This window comes from Microcoleus sp. N3A4, assembly GCF_036701805.1.
In the GTDB taxonomy this organism is placed as follows: domain Bacteria; phylum Cyanobacteriota; class Cyanobacteriia; order Cyanobacteriales; family Microcoleaceae; genus Microcoleus.
The window spans coordinates 34126-55365 of record NZ_JAUBRJ010000052.1; the positions used below are offsets into that span (position 1 = coordinate 34126).

24 protein-coding genes and 1 pseudogene are annotated in these 21240 nt (G+C 43.6%); 15 read left to right on the plus strand and 10 right to left on the minus strand.

From position 1 onward, the window contains the following. The first annotated feature begins 441 nt into the window (after positions 1–441). A complete protein-coding gene (locus tag QUA56_RS25130) occupies positions 442–1809 on the plus strand; it encodes an NAD-dependent succinate-semialdehyde dehydrogenase (RefSeq protein WP_333363191.1) in 1368 nt (455 codons plus the stop codon). A gap of 160 nt (positions 1810–1969) precedes the next feature. Beyond that, a complete protein-coding gene (locus QUA56_RS25135) occupies positions 1970–3607 on the plus strand; it encodes an acetolactate synthase large subunit (RefSeq protein WP_333363194.1) in 1638 nt (545 codons plus the stop codon). Positions 3608–3816: 209 nt separating this feature from the next. Here the strand turns inward: QUA56_RS25135 and QUA56_RS25140 are convergent, their stop codons facing one another. Together QUA56_RS25140 and QUA56_RS25145 are read right to left on the minus strand one after the other, a co-directional pair. Then, on the minus strand, positions 3817–4227 hold the full coding sequence (locus QUA56_RS25140; protein WP_333363197.1) for a PIN domain-containing protein: 411 nt from the start codon (positions 4225–4227) through the stop codon (positions 3817–3819). Next, complete coding sequence (locus QUA56_RS25145) at positions 4227–4496, minus strand: hypothetical protein (RefSeq protein ID WP_333363200.1); 270 nt, start codon at positions 4494–4496, stop codon at positions 4227–4229. Before QUA56_RS25145 ends, QUA56_RS25140 begins: the two co-directional genes overlap by 1 nt. A gap of 214 nt (positions 4497–4710) precedes the next feature. Between QUA56_RS25145 and QUA56_RS25150 the strand changes: the two genes are divergently transcribed. The 3 genes and pseudogenes from QUA56_RS25150 (at position 4711) to QUA56_RS25160 (ending at position 6213) form a co-directional block, all read left to right on the plus strand. After that, positions 4711–5343, plus strand: a complete 633-nt coding sequence (locus QUA56_RS25150; protein ID WP_333363202.1) for a type II toxin-antitoxin system antitoxin SocA domain-containing protein — start codon at positions 4711–4713, stop codon at positions 5341–5343. Positions 5344–5583: 240 nt separating this feature from the next. Next, positions 5584–5924, plus strand: a pseudogene (locus QUA56_RS25155) (type II toxin-antitoxin system RelE/ParE family toxin). Then, positions 5896–6213, plus strand: coding sequence for a transcriptional regulator (locus QUA56_RS25160; protein WP_333363206.1), 318 nt, complete (start codon positions 5896–5898; stop codon positions 6211–6213). Before QUA56_RS25155 ends, QUA56_RS25160 begins: the two are co-directional and overlap by 29 nt. 161 nt (positions 6214–6374) lie before the next feature. On the opposite strand, the gene QUA56_RS25165 is transcribed toward QUA56_RS25160, so the two are convergent. The 4 genes from QUA56_RS25165 to QUA56_RS25180 all read right to left on the minus strand — a co-directional run bounded on the left by QUA56_RS25165 (position 6375) and on the right by QUA56_RS25180 (position 7959). Further along, on the minus strand, positions 6375–6602 hold the full coding sequence (locus QUA56_RS25165) for a type II toxin-antitoxin system HicA family toxin (RefSeq protein ID WP_015174173.1): 228 nt from the start codon (positions 6600–6602) through the stop codon (positions 6375–6377). Then, positions 6595–6807 carry a type II toxin-antitoxin system HicB family antitoxin gene (locus QUA56_RS25170; protein ID WP_333148509.1) on the minus strand — a complete coding sequence of 71 codons (213 nt, stop codon included), beginning with the start codon at positions 6805–6807 and terminating at the stop codon, positions 6595–6597. The genes QUA56_RS25165 and QUA56_RS25170 overlap by 8 nt, the downstream gene beginning before the upstream one ends. A 194-nt stretch (positions 6808–7001) precedes the next feature. Beyond that, positions 7002–7679 carry an AHH domain-containing protein gene (locus QUA56_RS25175; protein ID WP_333363209.1) on the minus strand — a complete coding sequence of 226 codons (678 nt, stop codon included), beginning with the start codon at positions 7677–7679 and terminating at the stop codon, positions 7002–7004. After that, positions 7615–7959, minus strand: coding sequence for a hypothetical protein (locus tag QUA56_RS25180; protein WP_333224129.1), 345 nt, complete (start codon positions 7957–7959; stop codon positions 7615–7617). The genes QUA56_RS25175 and QUA56_RS25180 overlap by 65 nt, the downstream gene beginning before the upstream one ends. On the opposite strand from QUA56_RS25180, the gene QUA56_RS25185 reads away from it, so the two are divergent. Together QUA56_RS25185 and QUA56_RS25190 are read left to right on the plus strand one after the other, a co-directional pair. Continuing rightward, positions 7946–8146 carry a hypothetical protein gene (locus QUA56_RS25185; protein ID WP_333363212.1) on the plus strand — a complete coding sequence of 67 codons (201 nt, stop codon included), beginning with the start codon at positions 7946–7948 and terminating at the stop codon, positions 8144–8146. The two genes, QUA56_RS25180 and QUA56_RS25185, sit on opposite strands and share 14 nt — an antisense overlap. A 168-nt stretch (positions 8147–8314) precedes the next feature. Next, complete coding sequence (locus tag QUA56_RS25190) at positions 8315–9694, plus strand: NB-ARC domain-containing protein (protein ID WP_333363215.1); 1380 nt, start codon at positions 8315–8317, stop codon at positions 9692–9694. Between the two features lie 357 nt (positions 9695–10051). Here QUA56_RS25190 and QUA56_RS25195 read toward each other — a convergent pair whose 3' ends face one another. Beyond that, complete coding sequence (locus tag QUA56_RS25195) at positions 10052–11068, minus strand: hypothetical protein (RefSeq protein ID WP_333363218.1); 1017 nt, start codon at positions 11066–11068, stop codon at positions 10052–10054. A 248-nt stretch (positions 11069–11316) separates the two neighbouring features. Here QUA56_RS25195 and QUA56_RS25200 point away from each other — a divergent pair, with 248 nt between their 5' ends. Both QUA56_RS25200 and QUA56_RS25205 read left to right on the plus strand, forming a co-directional pair. After that, positions 11317–13185: a 3-oxoacyl-[acyl-carrier-protein] synthase III C-terminal domain-containing protein gene (locus tag QUA56_RS25200; protein ID WP_333363221.1), complete on the plus strand. Its 1869-nt coding sequence runs from the start codon at positions 11317–11319 to the stop codon at positions 13183–13185. Beyond that, entirely contained in the window at positions 13185–14099 is a 915-nt protein-coding gene (locus tag QUA56_RS25205) for a DUF6999 family protein (RefSeq protein WP_333363224.1), read from the plus strand. Before QUA56_RS25200 ends, QUA56_RS25205 begins: the two co-directional genes overlap by 1 nt. A gap of 265 nt (positions 14100–14364) precedes the next feature. On the opposite strand, the gene QUA56_RS25210 is transcribed toward QUA56_RS25205, so the two are convergent. After that, the gene (locus QUA56_RS25210; protein ID WP_333363227.1) at positions 14365–14502 is read right to left on the minus strand and encodes a hypothetical protein; all 138 of its coding nucleotides are present in this window, start codon (positions 14500–14502) and stop codon (positions 14365–14367) included. A gap of 319 nt (positions 14503–14821) precedes the next feature. Here QUA56_RS25210 and msrA point away from each other — a divergent pair, with 319 nt between their 5' ends. The 4 genes from msrA to QUA56_RS25230 all read left to right on the plus strand — a co-directional run bounded on the left by msrA (position 14822) and on the right by QUA56_RS25230 (position 17140). Continuing rightward, entirely contained in the window at positions 14822–15475 is a 654-nt protein-coding gene (gene msrA / locus QUA56_RS25215; RefSeq protein ID WP_333363229.1) for a peptide-methionine (S)-S-oxide reductase MsrA, read from the plus strand. A gap of 147 nt (positions 15476–15622) precedes the next feature. Next, a complete protein-coding gene (locus QUA56_RS25220; protein ID WP_333363232.1) occupies positions 15623–15928 on the plus strand; it encodes a hypothetical protein in 306 nt (101 codons plus the stop codon). Positions 15929–16098: 170 nt separating this feature from the next. Beyond that, positions 16099–16440, plus strand: coding sequence for a YtxH domain-containing protein (locus QUA56_RS25225; protein WP_333363337.1), 342 nt, complete (start codon positions 16099–16101; stop codon positions 16438–16440). A gap of 118 nt (positions 16441–16558) precedes the next feature. Beyond that, a complete protein-coding gene (locus QUA56_RS25230) occupies positions 16559–17140 on the plus strand; it encodes a DUF948 domain-containing protein (RefSeq protein WP_333363235.1) in 582 nt (193 codons plus the stop codon). Positions 17141–17154: 14 nt separating this feature from the next. On the opposite strand, the gene QUA56_RS25235 is transcribed toward QUA56_RS25230, so the two are convergent. After that, a complete protein-coding gene (locus QUA56_RS25235; protein WP_333363238.1) occupies positions 17155–18945 on the minus strand; it encodes a cellulose-binding protein in 1791 nt (596 codons plus the stop codon). Positions 18946–18949: 4 nt separating this feature from the next. Here QUA56_RS25235 and QUA56_RS25240 point away from each other — a divergent pair, with 4 nt between their 5' ends. Further along, positions 18950–19120, plus strand: coding sequence for a hypothetical protein (locus QUA56_RS25240; protein ID WP_333363241.1), 171 nt, complete (start codon positions 18950–18952; stop codon positions 19118–19120). Here QUA56_RS25240 and QUA56_RS25245 read toward each other — a convergent pair. Next, complete coding sequence (locus QUA56_RS25245) at positions 19117–19620, minus strand: DNA-binding response regulator (RefSeq protein ID WP_333363244.1); 504 nt, start codon at positions 19618–19620, stop codon at positions 19117–19119. The two genes, QUA56_RS25240 and QUA56_RS25245, sit on opposite strands and share 4 nt — an antisense overlap. Positions 19621–20035: 415 nt before the next feature. On the opposite strand from QUA56_RS25245, the gene QUA56_RS25250 reads away from it, so the two are divergent. Beyond that, positions 20036–21205, plus strand: a complete 1170-nt coding sequence (locus QUA56_RS25250) for a hypothetical protein (RefSeq protein ID WP_333363247.1) — start codon at positions 20036–20038, stop codon at positions 21203–21205. The last annotated feature ends 35 nt before the right edge of the window (positions 21206–21240 follow it).

The following is a 21240-nucleotide window of genomic DNA, read 5'->3' on the forward strand; positions in this document are numbered from 1 at the left end:
GATGCGAGATTTTCGCTCTTTTTGGGGATTTTTGATGGCGACGCACCTTATGCCTAATTTTTGCAAGGTGCGTCGCTGGGAGATTTTCGCTTTTTTTGAGGATTTTTGATGGCGACGCACCCTACGGCTTACGTGCAGAATTACATTGAGGAACAATCCGTTTGATGTCAGTGAGGGCTGAAATTACCCTACCTTGAGAATTGGATTGGCGATCGCCCCGATGTCGAGGAGTCTTACAAAGACGAATTTTCTTAAGATTTGCGATCGAGATTCTAAACTATAATTAAAAGTAGAGAGATTTAAACAAATCCGACACTTGCAAATTGGCAAGACCTGAAAACGTGGCTGGCAAGTTCCCATTTTGTAATACCTTGATACAACTCCCCACCTAGCTTGAAAACTAGCAGGGAGTTTTGTATTTTTCATGCAGGAGATCAAACAATGGCTATTGCTACTATCAACCCGGCAACGGGAGAAACGCTGAAAACTTTCGATCCGATAACGGATGAGGCAATAGAAGTTAAGCTGGAATTAGCACAGCAAGCTTTTAACAAATACCGCAACCTGCCGTTTGAGCAGCGAGCTCTGTGGATGCAGAAAGTTGCGGACATCTTGGAGCGCGATCGCGAAATTTACGCTGAAATGATGACCCTGGAAATGGGCAAAACCCTCAAATCTGCGATCGGCGAAGTGGAAAAATGCGCCTTAGTTTGCCGCTATTACGCCAAAAATGCCGCTCAATTTATGGCAGACGTACCGGCAACCACCGACGCTAGCAGCAGCTTTGTCCGCTACCAACCGCTGGGCGCTATTTTAGCCGTCATGCCGTGGAATTTCCCATTTTGGCAAGTTTTTCGGTTTGCCGCGCCGGCGCTGATGGCGGGCAATGTGGGCTTGCTCAAACACGCTTCCAACGTGCCTCAGTGCGCTTTGAAAATCGAAGAAATTTTCGCGCAAGCTGGCTTTCCCGAAGGAGTTTTTCAAACTTTGTTAGTGGGTTCGGACAAGGTAGCTAAGATAGTTGCGGACGATCGCATCAAAGCAGCAACTCTCACCGGTAGCGAAGCAGCGGGTGAAAGTTTGGCAGCAAATGCGGGCAAAAATTTGAAAAAAGTAGTGCTGGAATTGGGAGGAAGCGACCCATTTATTGTGATGTCAAGCGCCGATTTAGCAGCAGCTTTATCAACTGCTGTCACATCGCGGATGCTGAATAACGGTCAATCTTGCGTCGCTGCCAAACGCTTTATTTTAGCAGAAGAAATAGCAGACGAATTTATCACAGGATTTGTCGAAAAATTCAAGCTATTAAAAGTAGGCGATCCGATGTTGCCCGAAACCGATATCGGCCCTTTGGCTACCCCCACAATTCTCAAAGACTTGGACAATCAAGTGCAAGCTTGCATCCAATCGGGAGCAAAACTTCTGACAGGCGGCCGCCCATTGTCAGAGAAAGCGGGTAATTTCTACTTGCCAACTATTCTGGCAGACATTCCCCCGGATGCTGCGGCGCGTCAAGAAGAGTTTTTTGGCCCAGTAGCTTTAGTATTCCGAGTTGCAGGCATCGATGAGGCGATCGCCCTCGCAAACAGCACATCTTTTGGCTTGGGTGCGACCGCTTGGACTACAGTAAACTCAGAGAGCGATCGGTTTATTTCGGAACTAGAAGCCGGCGCCGTATTCATCAACGGCTTAGTAAAATCAGATCCGAGATTACCCTTCGGCGGCATCAAACGCTCCGGTTACGGACGCGAATTGAGCATCCAAGGAATGCACGAATTTGTTAACATTAAAACAGTCTGGGTAAAATAATATCCCACTCTATCAACAGCTCGCAAAAATCTCAATTAATCTGTATTGATTGTGGCACGGGCGTCCCGCCCGTGAATCATCGGTTAAAAAATCAAAATTAGTATTTTTGCGAGAAGTTGAAAAAGAGAACAAATCCCCATTAATCGAGAAAAAAACGGAAATGAACACAGCTCAACTATTGGTCAAATGTTTAGAAAACGAAGGCGTTGAATACGTCTTCGGACTCCCCGGCGAAGAAAATCTAGAAGTTTTAGAAGCCCTGAGAAACTCTTCAATTAAATTTATTACTACTCGCCACGAACAAGGCGCTGCTTTCATGGCCGACGTTTACGGCCGCCTCACCGGCAAAGCCGGCGTTTGCTTGTCCACCTTGGGCCCGGGCGCAACTAACTTAATGACAGGCGTTGCTGACGCCAACTTAGACGGTGCTCCTCTAGTAGCAATTACCGGACAAGTCGGCACAGATAGAATGCACATAGAATCGCACCAATATTTAGATTTGGTCGCCATGTTTGCGCCAGTTACTAAGTGGAACGCTCAAATTGTCCGCCCCAGCACGACGGCAGAAATTGTCCGCAAAGCCTTTAAAGTAGCTCAAAGTGAAAAGCCGGGAGCAGTTCACATTGACTTGCCTGAAAACATCGCAGCAATGGCTGTAGAAGGAAATCCTCTCACCAAAGACAACCGCGAAAAAACTTTTGGCGCTTACCAAAGCCTGAATAAAGCCGCTGTGGCAATTTCCAAGGCAAAAAGTCCTCTGATGTTAGTAGGAAATGGTACGATCCGCGCTAATGCCAGCGATGCTTTGACACAATTTGCTACTCGATTGAATATTCCTGTAGCCAATACTTTCATGGGCAAAGGCGTAATTCCTTACACTCATCCTTTGGCACTTTGGACGACGGGATTGCAAAAACGGGATTACATTAGCTGTGCTTTTGAAGAAACGGATTTAGTGATTGCTGTTGGCTACGATTTGATTGAATATTCCCCGAAAAAGTGGAATCCTGACGGCAAAATTCCGATTATTCACATTGGAGCTCTGCCCGCAGAAATTGACAGCAGTTATATTCCTACTGTAGAAGTTGTGGGGGATATTTCTGATTCGCTAAATGAAATTTTGCAGCGTGCCGATCGCATGGAGAAAACAGACCCTTTTGCTAAGCAATTGCGGGCGGATATTCGCGCTGGGTACGAACAATATGCAGCCGACGACGGTTTCCCGATCAAGCCGCAAAAAATCATTTACGATTTGCGGCAAGTAATGGGCCCGGAAGATATTGTCATCTCTGATGTGGGAGCTCACAAAATGTGGATGGCGCGGCACTATCACTGCGATCGCCCGAATACCTGTTTGATTTCTAACGGATTTGCGGCGATGGGAATTGCCATTCCGGGTGCGGTGGCAGCAAAACTTATTTATCCCGATCGCAAAGTAGTAGCAGTCACCGGCGACGGCGGCTTTATGATGAATTGCCAAGAATTAGAAACTGCTTTGCGAGTCGGTACTAATTTTGTGACGCTGATCTTTAATGACGGCGGTTACGGGTTAATTGAATGGAAGCAGCAAGATTATTTTGGTCATTCAGATTTCATCAAATTTGGCAATCCCGACTTTGTGAAATTTGCCGAAAGTATGGGTTTAAAAGGCTATCGAGTGGAATCTGCAACGGATTTAATTCCTGTCTTAAAAGAAGCCCTGGCTCAAGATGTCCCTTGCGTGATTGACTGTCCGGTAGACTACCGGGAAAACGCGCGTTTCAGTCAACTATCGGGGGATATGAGTTGCCCTTTGTAAGAGTAGCCCGAAATCAGGAAACGGCACTGCCGTTTCCCGAAATTAGGACACGGCAGTGCCGTTTCCCTACAATTAATCTGGCGATGGATTATTTTGGGGTAGGGACACGGCATTGCCGTTTCCTCCATCGGCGTGTTGTTGATGGTTATATTCTTAGAGTGCGATCGGCTTTTTCACAAGTTGGAATTTAAGGGCAATTTCGTTATCCCCTAACGCAGCAAAGCAACAAATCCAGCTTGTTCAAAATGTTTATCATAGGCGAGTGCTTCTAATATATTTTGTTGCTGCATAATTTGAAATGATGTGCAATCTGTGTGACTCCATGCTTGATCTGGTCGGCTATTGTATAGCTCAAGTGCACTTTTGAATAGTTCATTTGTTTGACTAACTACTTCGATTTCAGGACTGTTAAATGAATGATTGATAAAATTAACGGCTTTTTGTCTATAAAAACTCCCCTTTCCCGAGAAGGCATTTAGTAATTCAGTAAATACCATTTCACTGGTAACAATGGGTACATTTTTTAGAGAGATTGTGAGATTTCGAGCTTTTTGATGTAGAGTATCATCGGGATTGAGTAAGGCAATCCAATAACCTGTATCAGCAAAGATTTTTCTCATTATTCTTCCTTGGGTGAGCCATACAAGTAGCTATCTAGATTTTTTGATAAGTCTCTCGGTAGCTGTGCATTCTCTTCTGCTGGTATTTCAGAATTAACTCTATCTATGAAATTCAAGAAAGATGGAAGCTCGGAATTTTCTGAATTATGGTTGTGAACATAATCTTGATTTGTTCGGGCTTTAATGAATAGCAAAAAGTTCAAAACTTCTCTCACTAAAGTATCGGGTGTTTGGGAAATTTCACGAATCAATAATTCTCTTTCTGACATTGTTTTATCCTCATTCAGAGGTTGCTTGGTTTTTATTTCCTAGTTTATCTCAGATCGAAATTTTTTACAAGCACAGGAGAAGTGAGGCGCGATTCCCTACGGGATAGCTGCGCTTCACGCACTTTTTGACAAATTGGGATGTAAGGGCGATCGCTATTAGGTCATTATTCCGCACTGTTTGCTACAATTATTTAAGTCAGCTTTAAAAACTGTCATGACCCAAGCTACCTCAATAACAACTGAATATCAAATAACTGTGAGTTCTCCTGTTTTGCAAAGACTTGAGCAAATTGCCGGAGAATTTAACTTGTCAGTTTCTGAACTATTGGAACAGATAGGCGAAGGTCAACTGAAAGTTGTTGCGGTTGCAGCTAATTCGGACAAATTGAGCGATCGAGATATTGCAAATGCTTTCATTTGGTTGGCCTCGCAAACTAATGTAGAAATCAATGTCTACAAGCTACAAAAACTCGTGTATTACGCTCAAGCTTGGCATTTAGGAGTTTACGGCAAGCCACTATTTGATGCAGATTTTCAAGCCTGGATTCACGGGCCAGTTATTCCTGATTTATTAGAAAAGTATCAATGCCAATTTAGTTGGGAACCAATTACAGAGAAAATCGAACAACCGAAACTTCCCCAAAAAATTGGGCAATTTATCGAAGAAGTTGCCGAGGCATATTTTGAGTATGATGATGAAACTTTGGAACGAATTATTTGCAGTGAAATGCCTTGGCTAGAAGCGAGAGGGGATGTACCCAGAGACGAATCTTGTCATGCGATTATTTCTCAAGAATCGATGAAAAAATATTATGCCGCCCGTGTCAAAGAAGAAACCTCTGTCTAAAATTGTCCCTTCTCAACCGAAATCGCCCGAAGGTTTGGGATTTTCTTTCAAGTACCTGCAAACTCAGAATGAAAAATTTTCAATTCGCGATCTGGATCGGTAAGCACTCATTTTCTAAATAATAAACGATGAGGCTACTATGAATCAGGTAGCTCAAGTTATGCTAGGATACTCTTGCGAAAAGTAGTCACATGACACGCGATCGCTCCCATTAAAATCCCGATCGCCTATGTTAAAATTATGGAAGCTCAACCACGAGAAGTACAGAACTATCTGAAAGCCGACGGGACAAGTCCCTTTGAAGGACGGCTTGATTCCCTTCAAGATACTAAGTATCTAAAATCAAGAAGCGACTGAGGCGAGTTGAGCTAGGCAATCTGGGAGATTATCGCTCAGTAGGAGCGGGAGTTTTTGAACTTAAAATTGATTATGGCCCAGGCTATCGGGTGTATTTTGGACAAGTCGGGTTAACAGTTGTGTTGCTGCTATGTGGCGGTGATAAAAGCACTCAAGAACAAGATATTAGCCAAGCTAAAAAATACTGGAGAGATTATGAAAGAACTCAAAGTGCCAACAACTAGAAGCTACCACGAATACTTGATTTCTTCTTTAAAAACCCCTGAAAGTGCTGCTAGCTATATCGAGGTTATGCTGGAATTAGAGTCGGAAAAACCAGAACCGGAATTACTGCGAGCAGGACTTAAAGATGTGGTGGATGCTTATTTACAGATGAATAAGTTATCGACAGAAGCTAAACTTATATATGAGAAGCTCGATCGAATCTTGTCAGAAAGTGGGGGCGAGGAAATTTATGCTTTGATAACTCTACTAGATAAATTGGGGTTGCAGTTGGCTGTCGCAGTAAAATAGGTTAATTAATAAAATAGTTAGGGCGATTCCCTACGGGATAGCTGCGCTTCACGCGCTTTTTGACAATTTGGGATGTAAGGGCGATCGTTATTTCATTACGATCGCGATCGACCCCTACAAGCTACAAAAACTCATCTACTGGGAAACCCGGTTATTCTCACTTATAAATTAGCTATAAACTCATCAGGTGTGACCTTTGCTTGCTTTAGAACACCGCTGAGAGTACCAATTTTTAACTCGCGGTGGAGTGGCACAACGCAAACAATTTCTCCGTCTGGAAGAGGCTTTTTAAGGACAACGTGGCTACCCGTTTGTCTGGCTTGATAAAAGTCTAAACGCTCTAGTACGCGAATTACTTCTAGGCTTGATATTCTGGGCAACCTAGGCATAGCTAACCTCTATGCTAGTTACAAACCTGGGAGTGATTTCGTCGGGTAAAGGACACTCTTCGAGATAGAGCCTTGTAGCTTCTTTGAGATTAGCGATCGCTTGTTCTATGGTTTCGCCTTGGTCAATTGTGCCGACTTCTGGACATTCGGCAATGTACATATCTTCTTCTTTGTAAATGATGACTGTGAAGCTTTTAGTTTTCATTATATTTTTGCTTTCAGCATCAGAGGTTGCTTAGTTTCTATTTCCTAGTTTATCTTGGATGTATTTTTTTTGCAAGTACAGGGGAAGAGGCGCGATCGCGCTTTTTGACAATTTGGGACGTAAGGGCGATCGCACTTTTTCACAAGTTGGGAGATGAGGGGCGATCGCTCCAGTTTATTAAACAACAGAAAAATCTACATACCATTCAGGTAGTAGATATCATTCATGGCTCCTCCCCAATCTCGCACATCACTTAACTCTGCTTTGATAGCATCGACAAGCGACTTAAGAGCTTCTTCAATTTCATTAGGATCTGTATCTAAATGCGCCTCCGTAAGAGCATTCCACCTATCTCGGAGAAGATAGCTAATTGTTTGACAATATTTTGAGCCTCGGGCATGGTGCTTCTGATGAAAGTTTTTGGGTAAGGGCATCAAGTTATCGTTCCCATCTTTGTTAAAACGATTATATTTCTCTGCTGCAAGTACTAATTCACTCTCATTACAAATGAAGTGGGGAATTACATGGTGATTGCAAAAACCTCCCCCTGCTGACGGATAATTCTTATTCTTAAGTTGTTGCATCAATTCCGATTTTTCACGATCGGGAAGAAGATAAACCAGATCCACAGGTGAATTTAGTGGTTTCCTGCATACAATCTTGCCTTGAGTGGCTTCCTTGATTATCAGTTCTCCAGTCGAGCCATCATACATAATCAAATATTCACCAGGTTTTATGTTGTATTGTATGCAAAATACTGAACCTGGCAGGATTGATTTTCTTGTCCACTGTCCAATACCCATTAAATTACCCCAATTCACCAGTGAGTAGTTTGAGAAGAAGAAGGAAGATAATTTCCATTTCATCATCATCACTTATTGCTTTTTTAATTTGAGAGCGCAGACCCAGACTGTCTAAACCTCTTAGTTTTCGGAAAACCTTTTTTTCCTCTGGGTTTAGTTGATTATTTCTGTCTGCTTTTTCAAGCTGGTTGCCAAAATTTTGTAATAAGTCTTCAACTCTCATCTCCTCAAGTTCTCTTCGGAATTTTTTAGAGTTAAATTCTTCAGGTCTTCGTTTAGGAGTAAAATCAGGAAGATTTGGAAGCCTAACACCTCCAAGTGCCAAAGCAAATGCAATGACTCCAAACACCAATCCAAATGCGATCGTGAAGCACCACTTTATTATAAACCAAACTACCTTCCAAATTCTAGAAAGGACTTGGGAAGTCCTCTCATTAGGATCTGTGGACGATGACTTTAGTTTTACCATATTACTGTTGATACTCCTGCCAAGTTTAAAAAGTCAACTTGACGGCAATTTTTTTGTGGATTTTTAAGAGTTATTTGTAGAATATCATTTCATTCTAGTCATTAGCAAAGAGTCGGATTTAGTAGCCATTTTTCCATTAAACTATATTAAATCAAGTAGGATTTAGTTGCTAAAGTATCAAACTGTAGGATAGAGTAGGATAACAATAGGCAAAACCAAACCCATTACTCGACCTATGGACGTTCAAGAAGTCTTACAATGCGCTGACAATCTTGTATTCGCCAAAACGGAAAAACACCTCGATCATCTACAAGAAGCTATATTACGCGGCACTTGGCAACGCCAAAAATACCCGGAAATAGCAAAAGCTTGCCACCGTAGCGAAGCTCATGTCAAAAAGGTCGCAGCAAAATTATGGAAACTTCTCTCAGAAACATTAGGTGAAGACATCAATCAATCCAACTTTGGATATACAGTAGAAAGATGGCTGTTCTCCAATAGTTTTTCTATTACGGGAAATAACTGCGTGCAGATAGGTAAAGTCTCCTGCGATCCTTCTCACTATTCAAAAGTATCAGAATCAACATTATATGAAGATAGCTCCAATGAACCAACTAGCAATACTAAACCAAAAGTATGTCAAGATTTATCCGATGCACCAGAGCCAAACCTATTCTATAATCGCACATCCGAACTCACCACCATCCAAAACTGGATTTTAGGCCGCACCCGCCTCATCACCATTTTAGGCTTATCCGGTATTGGCAAAACCGCCCTGACACTCCAACTAATCTCACAAATTAAACACGAATTCGATCGCATTATCTGGCGAAGTCTCCGCAACTCTCCACCGCTGGCATCACTCCAAACCGACTTAATTAAATTCCTCTCCCAGCAGCAAGAAACCGAATTACCCTATTTGATCGACTATTTACGATCGCACCGCTGTCTCATCATCCTCGATGATATCCAAACCATTTTCAGCAGCGGACAACTCGCAGGAAATTACCAACCTGGATATGAAAATTACGGCGCATTCTTCAAACAAATAACAGAATCATCCCACAACAGTTGCTTAATCCTCCTGAGTTGGGAAAAACCCAGAGAAATCGCCGCCTTAGAAGGCGAAAACCGCCCCTGCAAATCTCTGCAACTCAACGGTTTAGGCCCGGAAGCACAAGAAATATTCAGAGAAAAAGGATTAGCAGAACCGGAGAAATGGTCAGAACTGATCGACCTTTACCGAGGCAATCCCTTATGGTTAAATATAGTTGCCACATTGATTCAAGATTTATTCGGCGGTAGCGTTTCCGAATTCCTCTCCTATGATACCCTATTCTTAGGAGACTTAGAATCTCTCCTGCACCAACAGTGCGATCGCCTAACCGCATCCGAACAACAAGTTATCTCTTGGCTAGCCAATACCCCCGAACCAGCCGACATCTCAAAAATACCAGAAAACCTGCAACTATCACCGCCAGAACTATTAAAAGTCGTACAATCTTTAGGACGAAGGTCATTAGTTGAAACAGTCAAACAAAACGGGCGATCGCACTTCACAATTCAAACAGTAATCAGAGAATATATAATCAACAAAACCCGAAGCAAAAACTGATAAACTTATCCATCTTAGTCCGGGAGGCAGAAACCTGGTTTTTTTACGAAAATACTGCATCCCTGCCTTGAATTTGGTAAAAAACCCGGTTTCTTTGATATTGATGCGTAAGTCCTGAATCTGCATTTACTCAGCAATCACTGACCCCACTCACGGAGTTTTACAATGGCTACAACAACATTGGTGGCGTTGCTGATTCTGGCGTATGAATCAACTTTTTGCTTGATGTTACAAAACTCACCATACTTGGCTTATAGCAATTGGGAAATCTTGAATTCATACCTGTATTCAGCAACGCCCACCCTTTTTTAATTCGCCAACAGTCTCTTTCAATCGCCGAATCATCGACGTGGTATTTTATAGTTTGAGCAATGCTTCCTTGATGTCCAGGGCTAAAAATCTATCCAATGCTAGATACATCCAGTAAACAGATAACTGACTGTCACTGCTAGTCTTGTGAAATCCCAAAGCCAGAGCCTGTTTTTCGTACAGGGGGTGAATCATCAGCGTGTACAAGTCGCAAAGATTGGGAAAATCTGTTTGCATTTCGACTAAAAATTTTTGTGTGTCTTCGAGGAAAGCAATTCGGTATTCTGACAAATACTGCGGATCGATCATCCAACTGCGGACAAATACAGACTGGCAATTTGGATCTCCTGGTAGCGCCATATTGAAAGGATCGATCTCGGAAATAGAACTTAAATGCAGGCTTTTGCTAGGAGCGTTAAAAAAATTTACTTCTGATTCGGTAGCGGTGGGATAAAGTAAGTAAAACCCGACTGGATTGAGATTATCTGAGCGGCGCAAAACTCGCATTCCTTTTGAGTATCGATCGGCCAAAAGCCGGAGGATTTTAACAATTTTGTAGGGAACGGCGTTAGTGTTGCGGTTCATCCAGTTGTAATTGGTGGCTAATAAATTTGCAACGGGAATCGCGTCGCACCGAGGGTTAAAATTATCTAATTCGAGTTGTACGGGCTTTTGAGGTTCGGAAATATTTAAAATTTCTGGAATGGGTTGAATTTCTATTTCCGTAGTGTTACCGTCAAAGTGTTTTTTAATTAACCCCAGGGCTGCTAATTTATCTAACATCATTCCCGCCGCCCGATCGCTACCGCGGTCGGAATCGCAGTAGAATAGTTCTGCGGCTTCCCGGTGAGTGCACTGCACTTCTGTTGCGGGCAATTCCAGTTTCGCCAGCGGCGGTTTGAGGCGGGGCTGATTTTCCTGAAGCTGTTTCACCAATAAGTAAATCCACAGCCTGATAAAGCATTCAGCCCTAGTGCGAGTTACGCCGACTCGTTTCATCAACAGCGAGACAGCCGTGCGTCGTTGAGATTGAGAATACCAAACATTTAGTTGTTCAAAATCCATTGTAGTTGCCAAGTAGTGAAGGAACTCTACTTACATATTGGCTCACTTTCCGAAAAAACTTCACCCTGCTTCAGGTTACTTGTGGTCGCTGTTGCTCGATTTCTGTGATTTCGAGAAGCTTGACAAGATAGCTAGTTTCTCGTTGCAACTTCACTGCTTCCCAAGCCACAATCAATTTTAGATATTTTCTGGCTTGATTTAACAAAACAACGAACCCGAGTAAATTAGCAACTTTAGAGGTTTACGCCATGTACAGTGCTTATATCAATCGGATTGGCAAATTTTTACCGGGAGAACCGATTAATAATGATGAGATGGAAGAGTATCTCGGCAAAATTGCCTCGCGCCCTTCAAGAGTCAGGCAGCGAATTCTCAACAGCAACGGCATTCAACAGCGCTATTACGCGATCGACAAACAGCAGCAAACATTATATTCTAACAGCCAAATGGCAGCGTTTGCCGTCCGCGACGCGATCGCCCAGGGAAATTTGGAACCAGGGGCGATCGACTTATTGGCCTGCGCTACCACTTTACCAGACTTATTAGTACCTGGATTTGCCAGCACAGTACACGGAGAACTTTCCGAATTATCTCCCCTAGAAATAGTGTCAACTCAAGGAGTTTGCTGTGCCGGAGTCAGTGCCTTAAATTACGCCGCATCTCAACTAGAATTAGGCAAAAAACAAACAGCAATCGCCGTCGCTTCCGAATTTCCATCGCGCCTGTTCAAAAGCACCAAATTTGAAGCAGAGACTTCAGTGCAAGCGGGAAAATCCCTGCCTTTCGATACAGAATTTTTGCGCTGGATGCTATCAGACGGTGCCGGAGCCTTTTTGCTGCAAAACCATCCCAACTCCACGGGAATTAGTTTAAAAATAGAATGGATTGAACTCGTTTCTCACGCCAACGCCTATCCTGTTTGTATGTATTCAGGAATGGCAACTGAAAACAGCACCAAAAGCTGGCTGGATTATTCCTCCTACCTCGATGCAGCCACAGCGGGAGCTTTTGACTTGCGGCAAAATATTCGCTTGCTGGACAATGTAATGAAATTAGGCGTTGAAGGTTGGCTGCGGTTGATTAAATCAGGGAGGGTTTGTCCGCAAGAAATCGACTGGTTGCTTTGCCACTACTCGTCTCACTTTTTCCGGGGACAAATTGTAGAACTTCTGGAACAAGCAGGCTGCATGATTCCCGAAGAAAAATGGTTTACTAACTTGTATACACGGGGAAATACAGGGTGCGCTGCGATTTATTTAATGTTAGAGGAATTGTTCAATTCTGGCAAGTTGCAGCCCGGGCAAAAAATCTTTTGCTTTGTGCCGGAAAGCGGGCGATTTACAACCGCTTACATCATGTTAACTGCTGTCGAAAATACCAATAAATCAATGATTTCTCAAAGTTATAACTCCCTTGACATTCCCGAAGCGTCTCCCCTCGCCAACGTTAAACCGGAAATCCACAACTCTCCGCAAGCTTATTTGCTGCGGGAGTTAGCTGGGATTTGGCTGAAGTTCGATCGCGAAATTCGTTCTGTTCCCATTGTCCGCAAATTGTACCGGGGAGAGTTTACAATAGAAGACTATCAAGCTTTACTTTGCAATCTGCGCCCGCAAGTTGTCGAGGGAGCTCGCTGGATTGCTCGCGCTGCTTCTAACATGAGTGATTTTCGACTGCGATCGACTTTTATCGGCCACGCCCAAGACGAACACCGCGACTATCAAATGCTAGAACAAAATTATGTTGCTGTGGGCGGTGAATTGTCAAAAATTGTGGAATATGATAAGAATATTGGCAGCGAAGCACTGTCAGCTTTTATCTTCCACCAAGCATCGCGGGAAAATCCGGTTGATTTAATTGGCAGTATGTTTATCATCGAAGGATTGGGCAATCAGTTGGCAGGAAAATGGGCAAAACAAATTCAAGAAACTCTCGGTTTGCAAGATGAACAAGTATCGTTTTTAGCTTATCACGGAGCTAACGACGAGTCGCACCTCGGCAAACTGGAAAATTTGATTAATGCCGAATGGATGACAGATGATATTGCCCGCCGCATTGTCAAAACTGCTCGCGTCACTGCTCGTTTATATTTGCTGCAATTGGAGGAAATTCGCTAATGCAAAAGCTGCAAAAACAAGATACCGAAAATCTCCCAGATGAGCGAAAAATCCCTTACGCTACCAAACCATACAACCGCCGAGATCCGAATGTTTGGGACGTGTTGTTTTGCGATCGAGCTATTCCGGTCGATTTAGTGGCAAAAGCCTACATGATGCGGGATTTGCAAAGCTGGACTCGCAATTATTTGCTCATCCCGATCAAAGTAATTGCTAACGTATTGCTGGCGGTAATTATGACAGCAAAGCGCTTATTGCCCTTTCAATTTCGCGCTTACACTTTAATGCACAAGTCGGCTGCATTTTTCCTGAATAACTTTGTCTCGCCAGAAGCTTGTTATTTAATTGTCCGGCACATCTGCGCCGGCTCCAACATTATCAACTTCTTGATTGACAACGGCCCCGACACCCAGATTGAAAAGTCAAAGCTTTATCCGCGCACAGTTAGCGATTTAGCTGACAATGCGTTTCTCGAACATGACTTAATTCTCTATAACTTTGTCTGGGATTACAACCAGGCAATGCTGACAAATCCTAACTGGTTGCAGGCAGTCAAAAAACGGGTAATTAATTATGATAGCATTCAACCAGTAGAAGTTTCAATAGATTTTGAAAAACGCAGATGGCTAAAAATTCTGGATTTAGAATCTGCGATCGAATTGTTTAAAGTCTTTTATTCTTTGTGTTTGACTAGCGACGAATTTGCGCGAGCAGTGATGTCGCTTCAGTTAGATGAAAACTTCGGACTGTACGTCAGCGAGATTACTGGAAATTGCGACTGGAATCATGTAATTGTCAACCGCCATCCGCTAGCGCCAAACAGTCCGTTTAATGCGGCACGCGACTTGTTTTTGCACGGGATAATTTCGGAATATCTCTATCGGTATTTGGAACTGCAAAAAGAGATGAACTAAACTCCGATTAAATAACCCTAAATACCGTAGATGTAGGTTTTACCAAAAATATTTAATAACCGCAAACAATCTACGTAAACCCGCCCCATACAACTAATAATCTACATCAACCCTTTCTTTGATACCATAAAAAAAAATGTAGATTTCCATTGACCGATGAGCGGGTGTACGAGATTGTTTGTTTTAGGCAATTATGGTTGGTAAAACCCGCCCTGACGCAATCAGAAATTATAGTTGATTTTTCAGGTAAAGTTAATAGGAGAACTCAAGCTGCTGCTAGCTGTGCGTATTCCGCTGATTTCGGCAAATTCTGATTCACAACAATCCATTTACCTGTAATCGGGTCGCGGTAAGTAATAAACGGATTGGATTTTAAGGGTTCACTGCAAGGTTTAGCCGCCATTTGTACACACTCCCAATAACTGATGTTGAATAACTCCTACAACACCGTACCTTTAATAATCGGATGTTTTGCCTAAAATCCGCGTGATTTATACCTGAACAATAGGTGATATTTTAGGTATGGTTTGGTGACAGCGAGCAGCGGCCTAATGTGATTGAAAACTGCGTTGGCAGTGAGCAGTATCACCAAAAAGCCTCCGCAAACAAAATCTGCCTTCTGCCATTTACCTTCTACGATCGATAGGGCGACTATTTTCAGTGTCGATCTGATATTATTAAGTAAGGTAAAGACGTTTATCAGAGATCCCCCTTACAAACTTATGGTGCTATTTGGATTTGGCAAAAAGTCGAGCCTGCCCTCTCCCCAAGAGGCATTACCGGGACGGGCAGAGTCGATGTCGGTACCGGCAACTCACTTTGTTAACGGCAATCCGCTCAAACCTCCCTTTCCAAACGGTATGGAGACTGCCGTGTTTGGCCTGGGCTGTTTTTGGGGAGCAGAACGCAAATTTTGGCAGCAAAATGGAGTTTTTTCGACGGCTGTTGGCTACGCAGCCGGAATTACTCCGAATCCTACTTACAACGAAGTTTGCAGCGGGATGACGGGACACAATGAAGTTGTTCTGGTTGTGTTCGATCCGAAAGTAATTAGTTACGAAACGCTCTTAAAAGTTTTTTGGGAAAGTCACAATCCTACTCAAGGAATGCGTCAGGGCAATGATTCCGGTACTCAGTACCGATCGGGAATTTACACGTATTCAGCTACCCAAATGCAGCAAGCTGAAGCTTCGCGCGATGCTTACCAGCCGGCTTTGACGGCGGCCGGTTACGGCAAGATTACCACTGAGATTATTGAGGCTCCTGAGTTTTATTACGCAGAAAGCTATCACCAGCAGTATCTTGCTAAAAACCCGAACGGTTATTGCGGTTTGGGGGGTACTAAGGTTTGTTTGCCTGCTATGTCTCAGGCTTAAAACTTTTACAAGGGGTATTTTGGGGCTTTTGCAATAGTCCGGCAGTCCGGCAGGGGTTTAAACCCCTGCCTCAAAGCTTAAGTCGTCTGAAGACGAATGAAAGGTTATTGAGATGGTCAAAGGGATTAGTTGAAAGCAGGTAAAATAATGCTGGCTGGTGTGGTAATTATCAATTTAATGATATCTCTGGTTTGCTTTTATGTCGCTGCGAAGGTGTGGAAAATCAGGCGGACGATCGCACGTTTGGAAATTCGGATCGCAGTAATCGAACGCTTTAGCAGCAATGTCCTCAGTATGTCGCCGGATTTCCTTGGTAACAGGCAGCAAGGTGCCCGCCAACTGCGACGGCGCTATCAACAAATGGAATTGCAACTGCAACAGGTTCAGCAACTTTTGGGATTGCTGGGTTTGGGACGGATGCTTTGGCCCAGGCGCGATCGACCTTTGAGGTAAGCTATCCTAACACTGCTGCAAATTTTGCCCTCTCTACCTGCGGACTGATGGCAGCAGCAAATCGCCGCCTCTGGTTGAAATCCAGAATTATCGAGAATATTTCTATCTTTGTAAAGGGCTGCGATCGGGCAAACGTGCCTAAAATTGGTGTATGGAGAGAAGTTATAAAAATGTCAACTAAACGTTCAGGATTATTTATTGGCGGTTTGCTTGTGGGTTCTGCGATCGGGGCCGTGACTGGGTTGCTGATGGCACCGCGAACGGGCAAGGAGACGCGGCAGATATTGAAAAAATCGGCCGATGCTTTGCCGGAGTTAGCGGAAGATTTATCGACTAGCGTGCAGTTGCAGGCCGATCGACTTTCTGAAACTGCAATCCGAAATTGGGACGAAACTTTGATTAGACTCAAAGAGGCGATCGCGGCAGGTTTGGAAGCGACTCAGCGGGAACGCCAAACACTGTCGGAAACAGAAGCTGAAGTGAGTCCCCCGTCGCGCCCTCCCATCCGTTAAATGACTTAGCTGTTGGGGACGGGCAGGATGCCCATCCCACAAGAATTTCATCAAAATTGACTGTAAAATTAGATCCACATTTCCTGATGAAATCCCAAACCCCAAATCCCAGATTCAAGTGAGCGATCCCATATTTTGGCTAGGACTTTCGATTTTGCTAGTGGCAGTTAGCCTGACTGCTGTTTTAGTGACTTTAATACCTGCAGTGCAAGCGCTGGCCAGGGCGGCCCGCAGTGTGGAAAAGCTCGCTGACACGCTTTCTCGCGAATTTCCGCCCACTTTGGAGGCGATTCGGTTGACGGGGCTGGAAATTAGCGAGTTGACGGATGATGTCAGCGAGGGAGTACAAAGTGCGGGCGAGGTTGTCAAACAGGTCGATCGAAGTATTGGTAGCGCCAAAAAGCAGGCGCAAAACGTGCAGGTAACAACTCGCAGCGTGGTGACTGGGATTAAGGCTGCTTGGAAAACTTTAACTCGGAAGCCGCCCGTGTCTGCGACAAATCGCCGATTGACAGAGAGATTGTCGCCGAGTCAAAGAAGTGCGATTTCGCTGAGGGATTCGGGTTTGGAGGATAGGTATTCTGGGGCTTACGGTGCGGGTGCGAGTAATGGGGAATCGCCCCGGTTGAGGGGTAGCGAGGGTTCGGGTTTGCCGGGGGATGCTGAAGAGTTTGAGGAAGTGCGATCGAACGATTCTTGATTCCACCAAAGTTCTCATCCTCCCTCAACAGCACAGCCCTCCCACCAGCAAGGATTCTTATCAATAAAATCCATCAAAGCATCATACTTAGGCGAACCCTTTTGTTCCACATATTCCAAAGCCCCCCAACTTCCCCACTTACTAAATCCGCTTACATCCACAAAGTGCATGAAAAGACTGCCTCCAGCTTGTTTCCAACTATTCAGTAATTGCGTGTATATCTCATACATTTCTGGCCGCCTATTTAATTCCATAAAAAACTGAGTCAGTTTTTCATTATTCTCAACTCCTTCAATACCTACAATATGTTGACCGCCCTCGTAAACAAATAACTTGAGACCTTTTTTTTGAGCCACATCTAAGAAATACCTAAAGTCATTATCAACATCTGGCAAACTATCTTTGAAGCCCGGAAGTAACCCGCCCTCTCTTAATTGCTTAAAAGCTTTCCCAAACCCGCCATCTGCGTCATTCAACCAAGACTCTACTGTGCTGACACTTTCTTTCCCGCCCAAGTTGCCGCTAAAATATCCAGCTATGGCTACGGCATCAATGCCGTGTTGATAACAAGGTTTATTGCCATCAGCTACCCAATAGGAACACTCTAAAGCATAAGTTTCTAACTCTCTCCAGGCTCTTTGAGTTCCCAACACGCAGACAACTCGATTCTTTTGCTCCCCAAAAACACCTTTCCAGATATCGCACATTTGAGCAGTACGCATTCCGTACCATTGCATAAAAGCATCGCCTTTATCTCCCCACTTCGCTTTACCTTGTTCCAAAGCATAATGCGATTGTGGAAATGACCAATTCCAAACCTCATTAGAATACTCTACATAAACTTTCAGCTTTGGATCTAAACTATCTTTTACCATTTTAGCAAAGTTAGTCATATATTCATCCGTAGCCTGATGCGGCATATTAAACCAGGGTTCTGCTTGGACTTTATTAGCTAAATTCACCATAACTTCTATGGGAACATTTCCTCTGTAAGCATAGGAAATACTATCTGGTTTAGGTCGGTTTGACCATTCTTTTTGTTCAGAACCATTTGTCCCCATCCAGTCCATAAAACGCAAGACTCTAAATTTTTTAATTTTTTCTATAAATAGCGGATTAAATATTTCACCACTTCGATCGAGCTGTTCATCTTGGGAACGAACAACTTTAATATTGCGGATATAATTCCCTGTTTTCTTGGGATCGGTAGCAGTAATTGTAATCATTATGCCTCCGCCTTGTGTGGCATCTACATTAATGATATCCCTCCCGGGTTTCGACGCAGCCTCATCTTTTTTGGCATCATAGGTATATTCGATCGCACCCTCACCCTCATAAGTAACAATATATTGCCCTGAAGGATAGAGATTGGGGATTTCCCTAAGTAATAGGGTACTTACCCTAGTATATTTAGGAGCATCATCGGGAGATGGGAGAGACTTCACCCACCCATTTTCATCAAGGTTTAAAAGATTATACTCCTCTGTATCCCATTCACCTTTACAGTTTGGTTGTTCGCTGAGGCATTGAGTTATCCATTGTCGAGCAGATTTGAAAGCATCTAAAAAGGGTAATTGTGTGGAGTAGTCAGCAATACCACTAAGCCCAACTCCTAAAGAAGAGCGAGAATTTGATGTATTTTGTACATCTGCACGCGCAGCTACTTTGTTATCTGCTTGCCGTGCTGTTGTTGGAGCAATATTAGTTGTTAAAGCCCAACATCCGGGAATGAAAATGACAAAAATTAATAAACCAATGACAAAGCCCAGAGCTTTGTTGTTCGATCTGATACTTAATCGAGACATAAATTTGACTAATTTGATTGTTTTAGGTAAAATCGGAGCGGGTAAGACAGTTTTAATTTTGATATTTTATCAAAAAGTTCCTTCTCAAACTATCCGCTATAAGATTATTAACATTTTTGCCTCTCAGTGGAGGGGCGATCGCCCTTTCTGTCCCCAAGTGCGATCGCCCATCTAATCCTCTTTATCCAAGTCTTCTGTTTTTGCAGTTTCTGAAGTTGAGGGGAATTCTAGTCGAATGTTAATATCAATTGATACTGTATTTTTCTCAATCACACCTATACCAACTATTTTTACTAATGCTTCTGTAGGTACAGAATTATTTATTTTAAATTCAGGAGAAGACTGAGTTTTATATCCGGCTTCCTGTAGCCGATCGCAAATATTGCGCCAATTTCCTACAGGTTCGTTAGGTACATCTGCGAGTTTTTTTACATATTGGTATAAAGTTTTACATAGATAAACCTCTGCACTTTTGGAAGTCTGAAACAGTTGGCGGGCGATTTCGGCGGGACTGCAACCGGAAAGCAATCCTCGGAGGTAAAGTTTTTCTGTTTCTGTTAGTCCTCTTCGCGATCGAGGTGAGATTTGCCGTTTAGCTTCTGCAAAAGCTTGGTACAGCCTTTCTAAATCCCAGTGTTTGGCGGCTTCGGCAAATAAGTCTTCCTTTGAGGCCATTTTAGGGTGTGGTGAGATGTGGCTAACGATAGCATAACCGAAATTGCTAGCGTTTGTTAGTTGCTTGGTAGCGGTAGCTAGTGTATTATTTTACTAATACTAAAGATATAAGTGTAAATACTTAGCTCAACGGGGAGGCGCGATCGCTTCAACTAACGTCAAAGCTAGTATTTGCAAAAGTCAGAGGGCGCTAAGTAAAGTTTTGTAACAAAAAAGCAGTATTTTGCATAAAACTTGCGGACTCAGCCTGATAGATAAATAGAGCTTGAGAAGTACCGCTACTGTTGCGGTTCATCGGGGCTCAGGGTTCATTAGGGCGATCGGCCGATCGACTTTTACAACAAATCGTTTATTTAATCTAAGCAAACACAGGGCAAGTCCATGTACTTGTCTCTAATCAACACGGGAGAATAACGTGTCTAATTTTTTCACGCCAGAATTTAATAACGAAAGTGCGATCGCTCCTTGGAATGCCAGCCTAGAACCGACTAAGGCTATTATTCCGCAGCTAGATGCTAACGGTGTGGTAACGGGGGGTGTCGGTGAGGAAGTTAATCTCCCGACTTTAACGCCTGAAGCCTATGACAATATCATCTTGCCTGACGCTGCGCTAACCCGGATGGCTAGTGCGCTGACAACTGACACCAACAGCAGTTTACCGGATAGCTCGATCGATTTGCTAACAGGTCAGGCGATGTCAGAGGTTTATGGAGATTTGAGTAAGTTTGCGGCCGGGCCAGATTTCGCAGCTAAGCTGAATGTGGCTTTTGGGGAAAACTGGGATGCTGCGGCTGCGAAAGCCTTAGCTGAAGAATGGTTTCAGGGAGATTTTAGCGATATCCCGCGGGTGAAGGTTGTCTCGTCTGCTGAGATTGGTCGAGCGAATGGGGCTTTTGCTGCTGCGACGGATACGATTTATTTATCGAAGGAATTTTTGACTGAGAATGGGGCGAATCCGGCGGCGGTTGCGGATGTGTTGCTGGAAGAAATCGGGCATTCTGTTGATGCGCGGTTGAATGTTACGGATTCACCGGGAGATGAGGGGGCGATTTTTTCGAGGGTTGTTCAGGGGAAGGTGTTAAGTCAGGGTGAGCTTCAGGCGTTGAAGAGTGAGGACGATACTGCGACTGTTGCGCTAGGTGGTGAAGATACCACAATAGAAATGAATCAGCAGTGGGTTCTTAAGAGCTGGAGAAAGCGGGACTTTAACGGAAAAGCCGATCAAATCATCTCTCAGAATGGAAATCGATCTGATGACAAAGATGGTATTGATATCAATTGGGGCAAAGGATCACCTTTTTCTCTCCGTAACACTGATATTATTGAACAACTCGACAATTTTGTTACGTTTGGTTATACCGAAAAGAGTTTTGAAGCTGGCCAGAATTACAATTTTAGAGTCAGTGCAGATGATGAAATCGTAATAGCTGTTAAAAAAACTGACACAGACTCTTATAAATTTATCACCCCTCCTGAATGGCAGACATTTCCCAACGGAATCTTTAAAAATTATAGTTGGACTCCCGCTCAGAATGGTTCGTACAAGTGCGATTCGTTCAGTCGAAACCGAGAAATCGGGGGATGACTGGCTTCTACAGGGTAATCCATCAGGATTGAGTT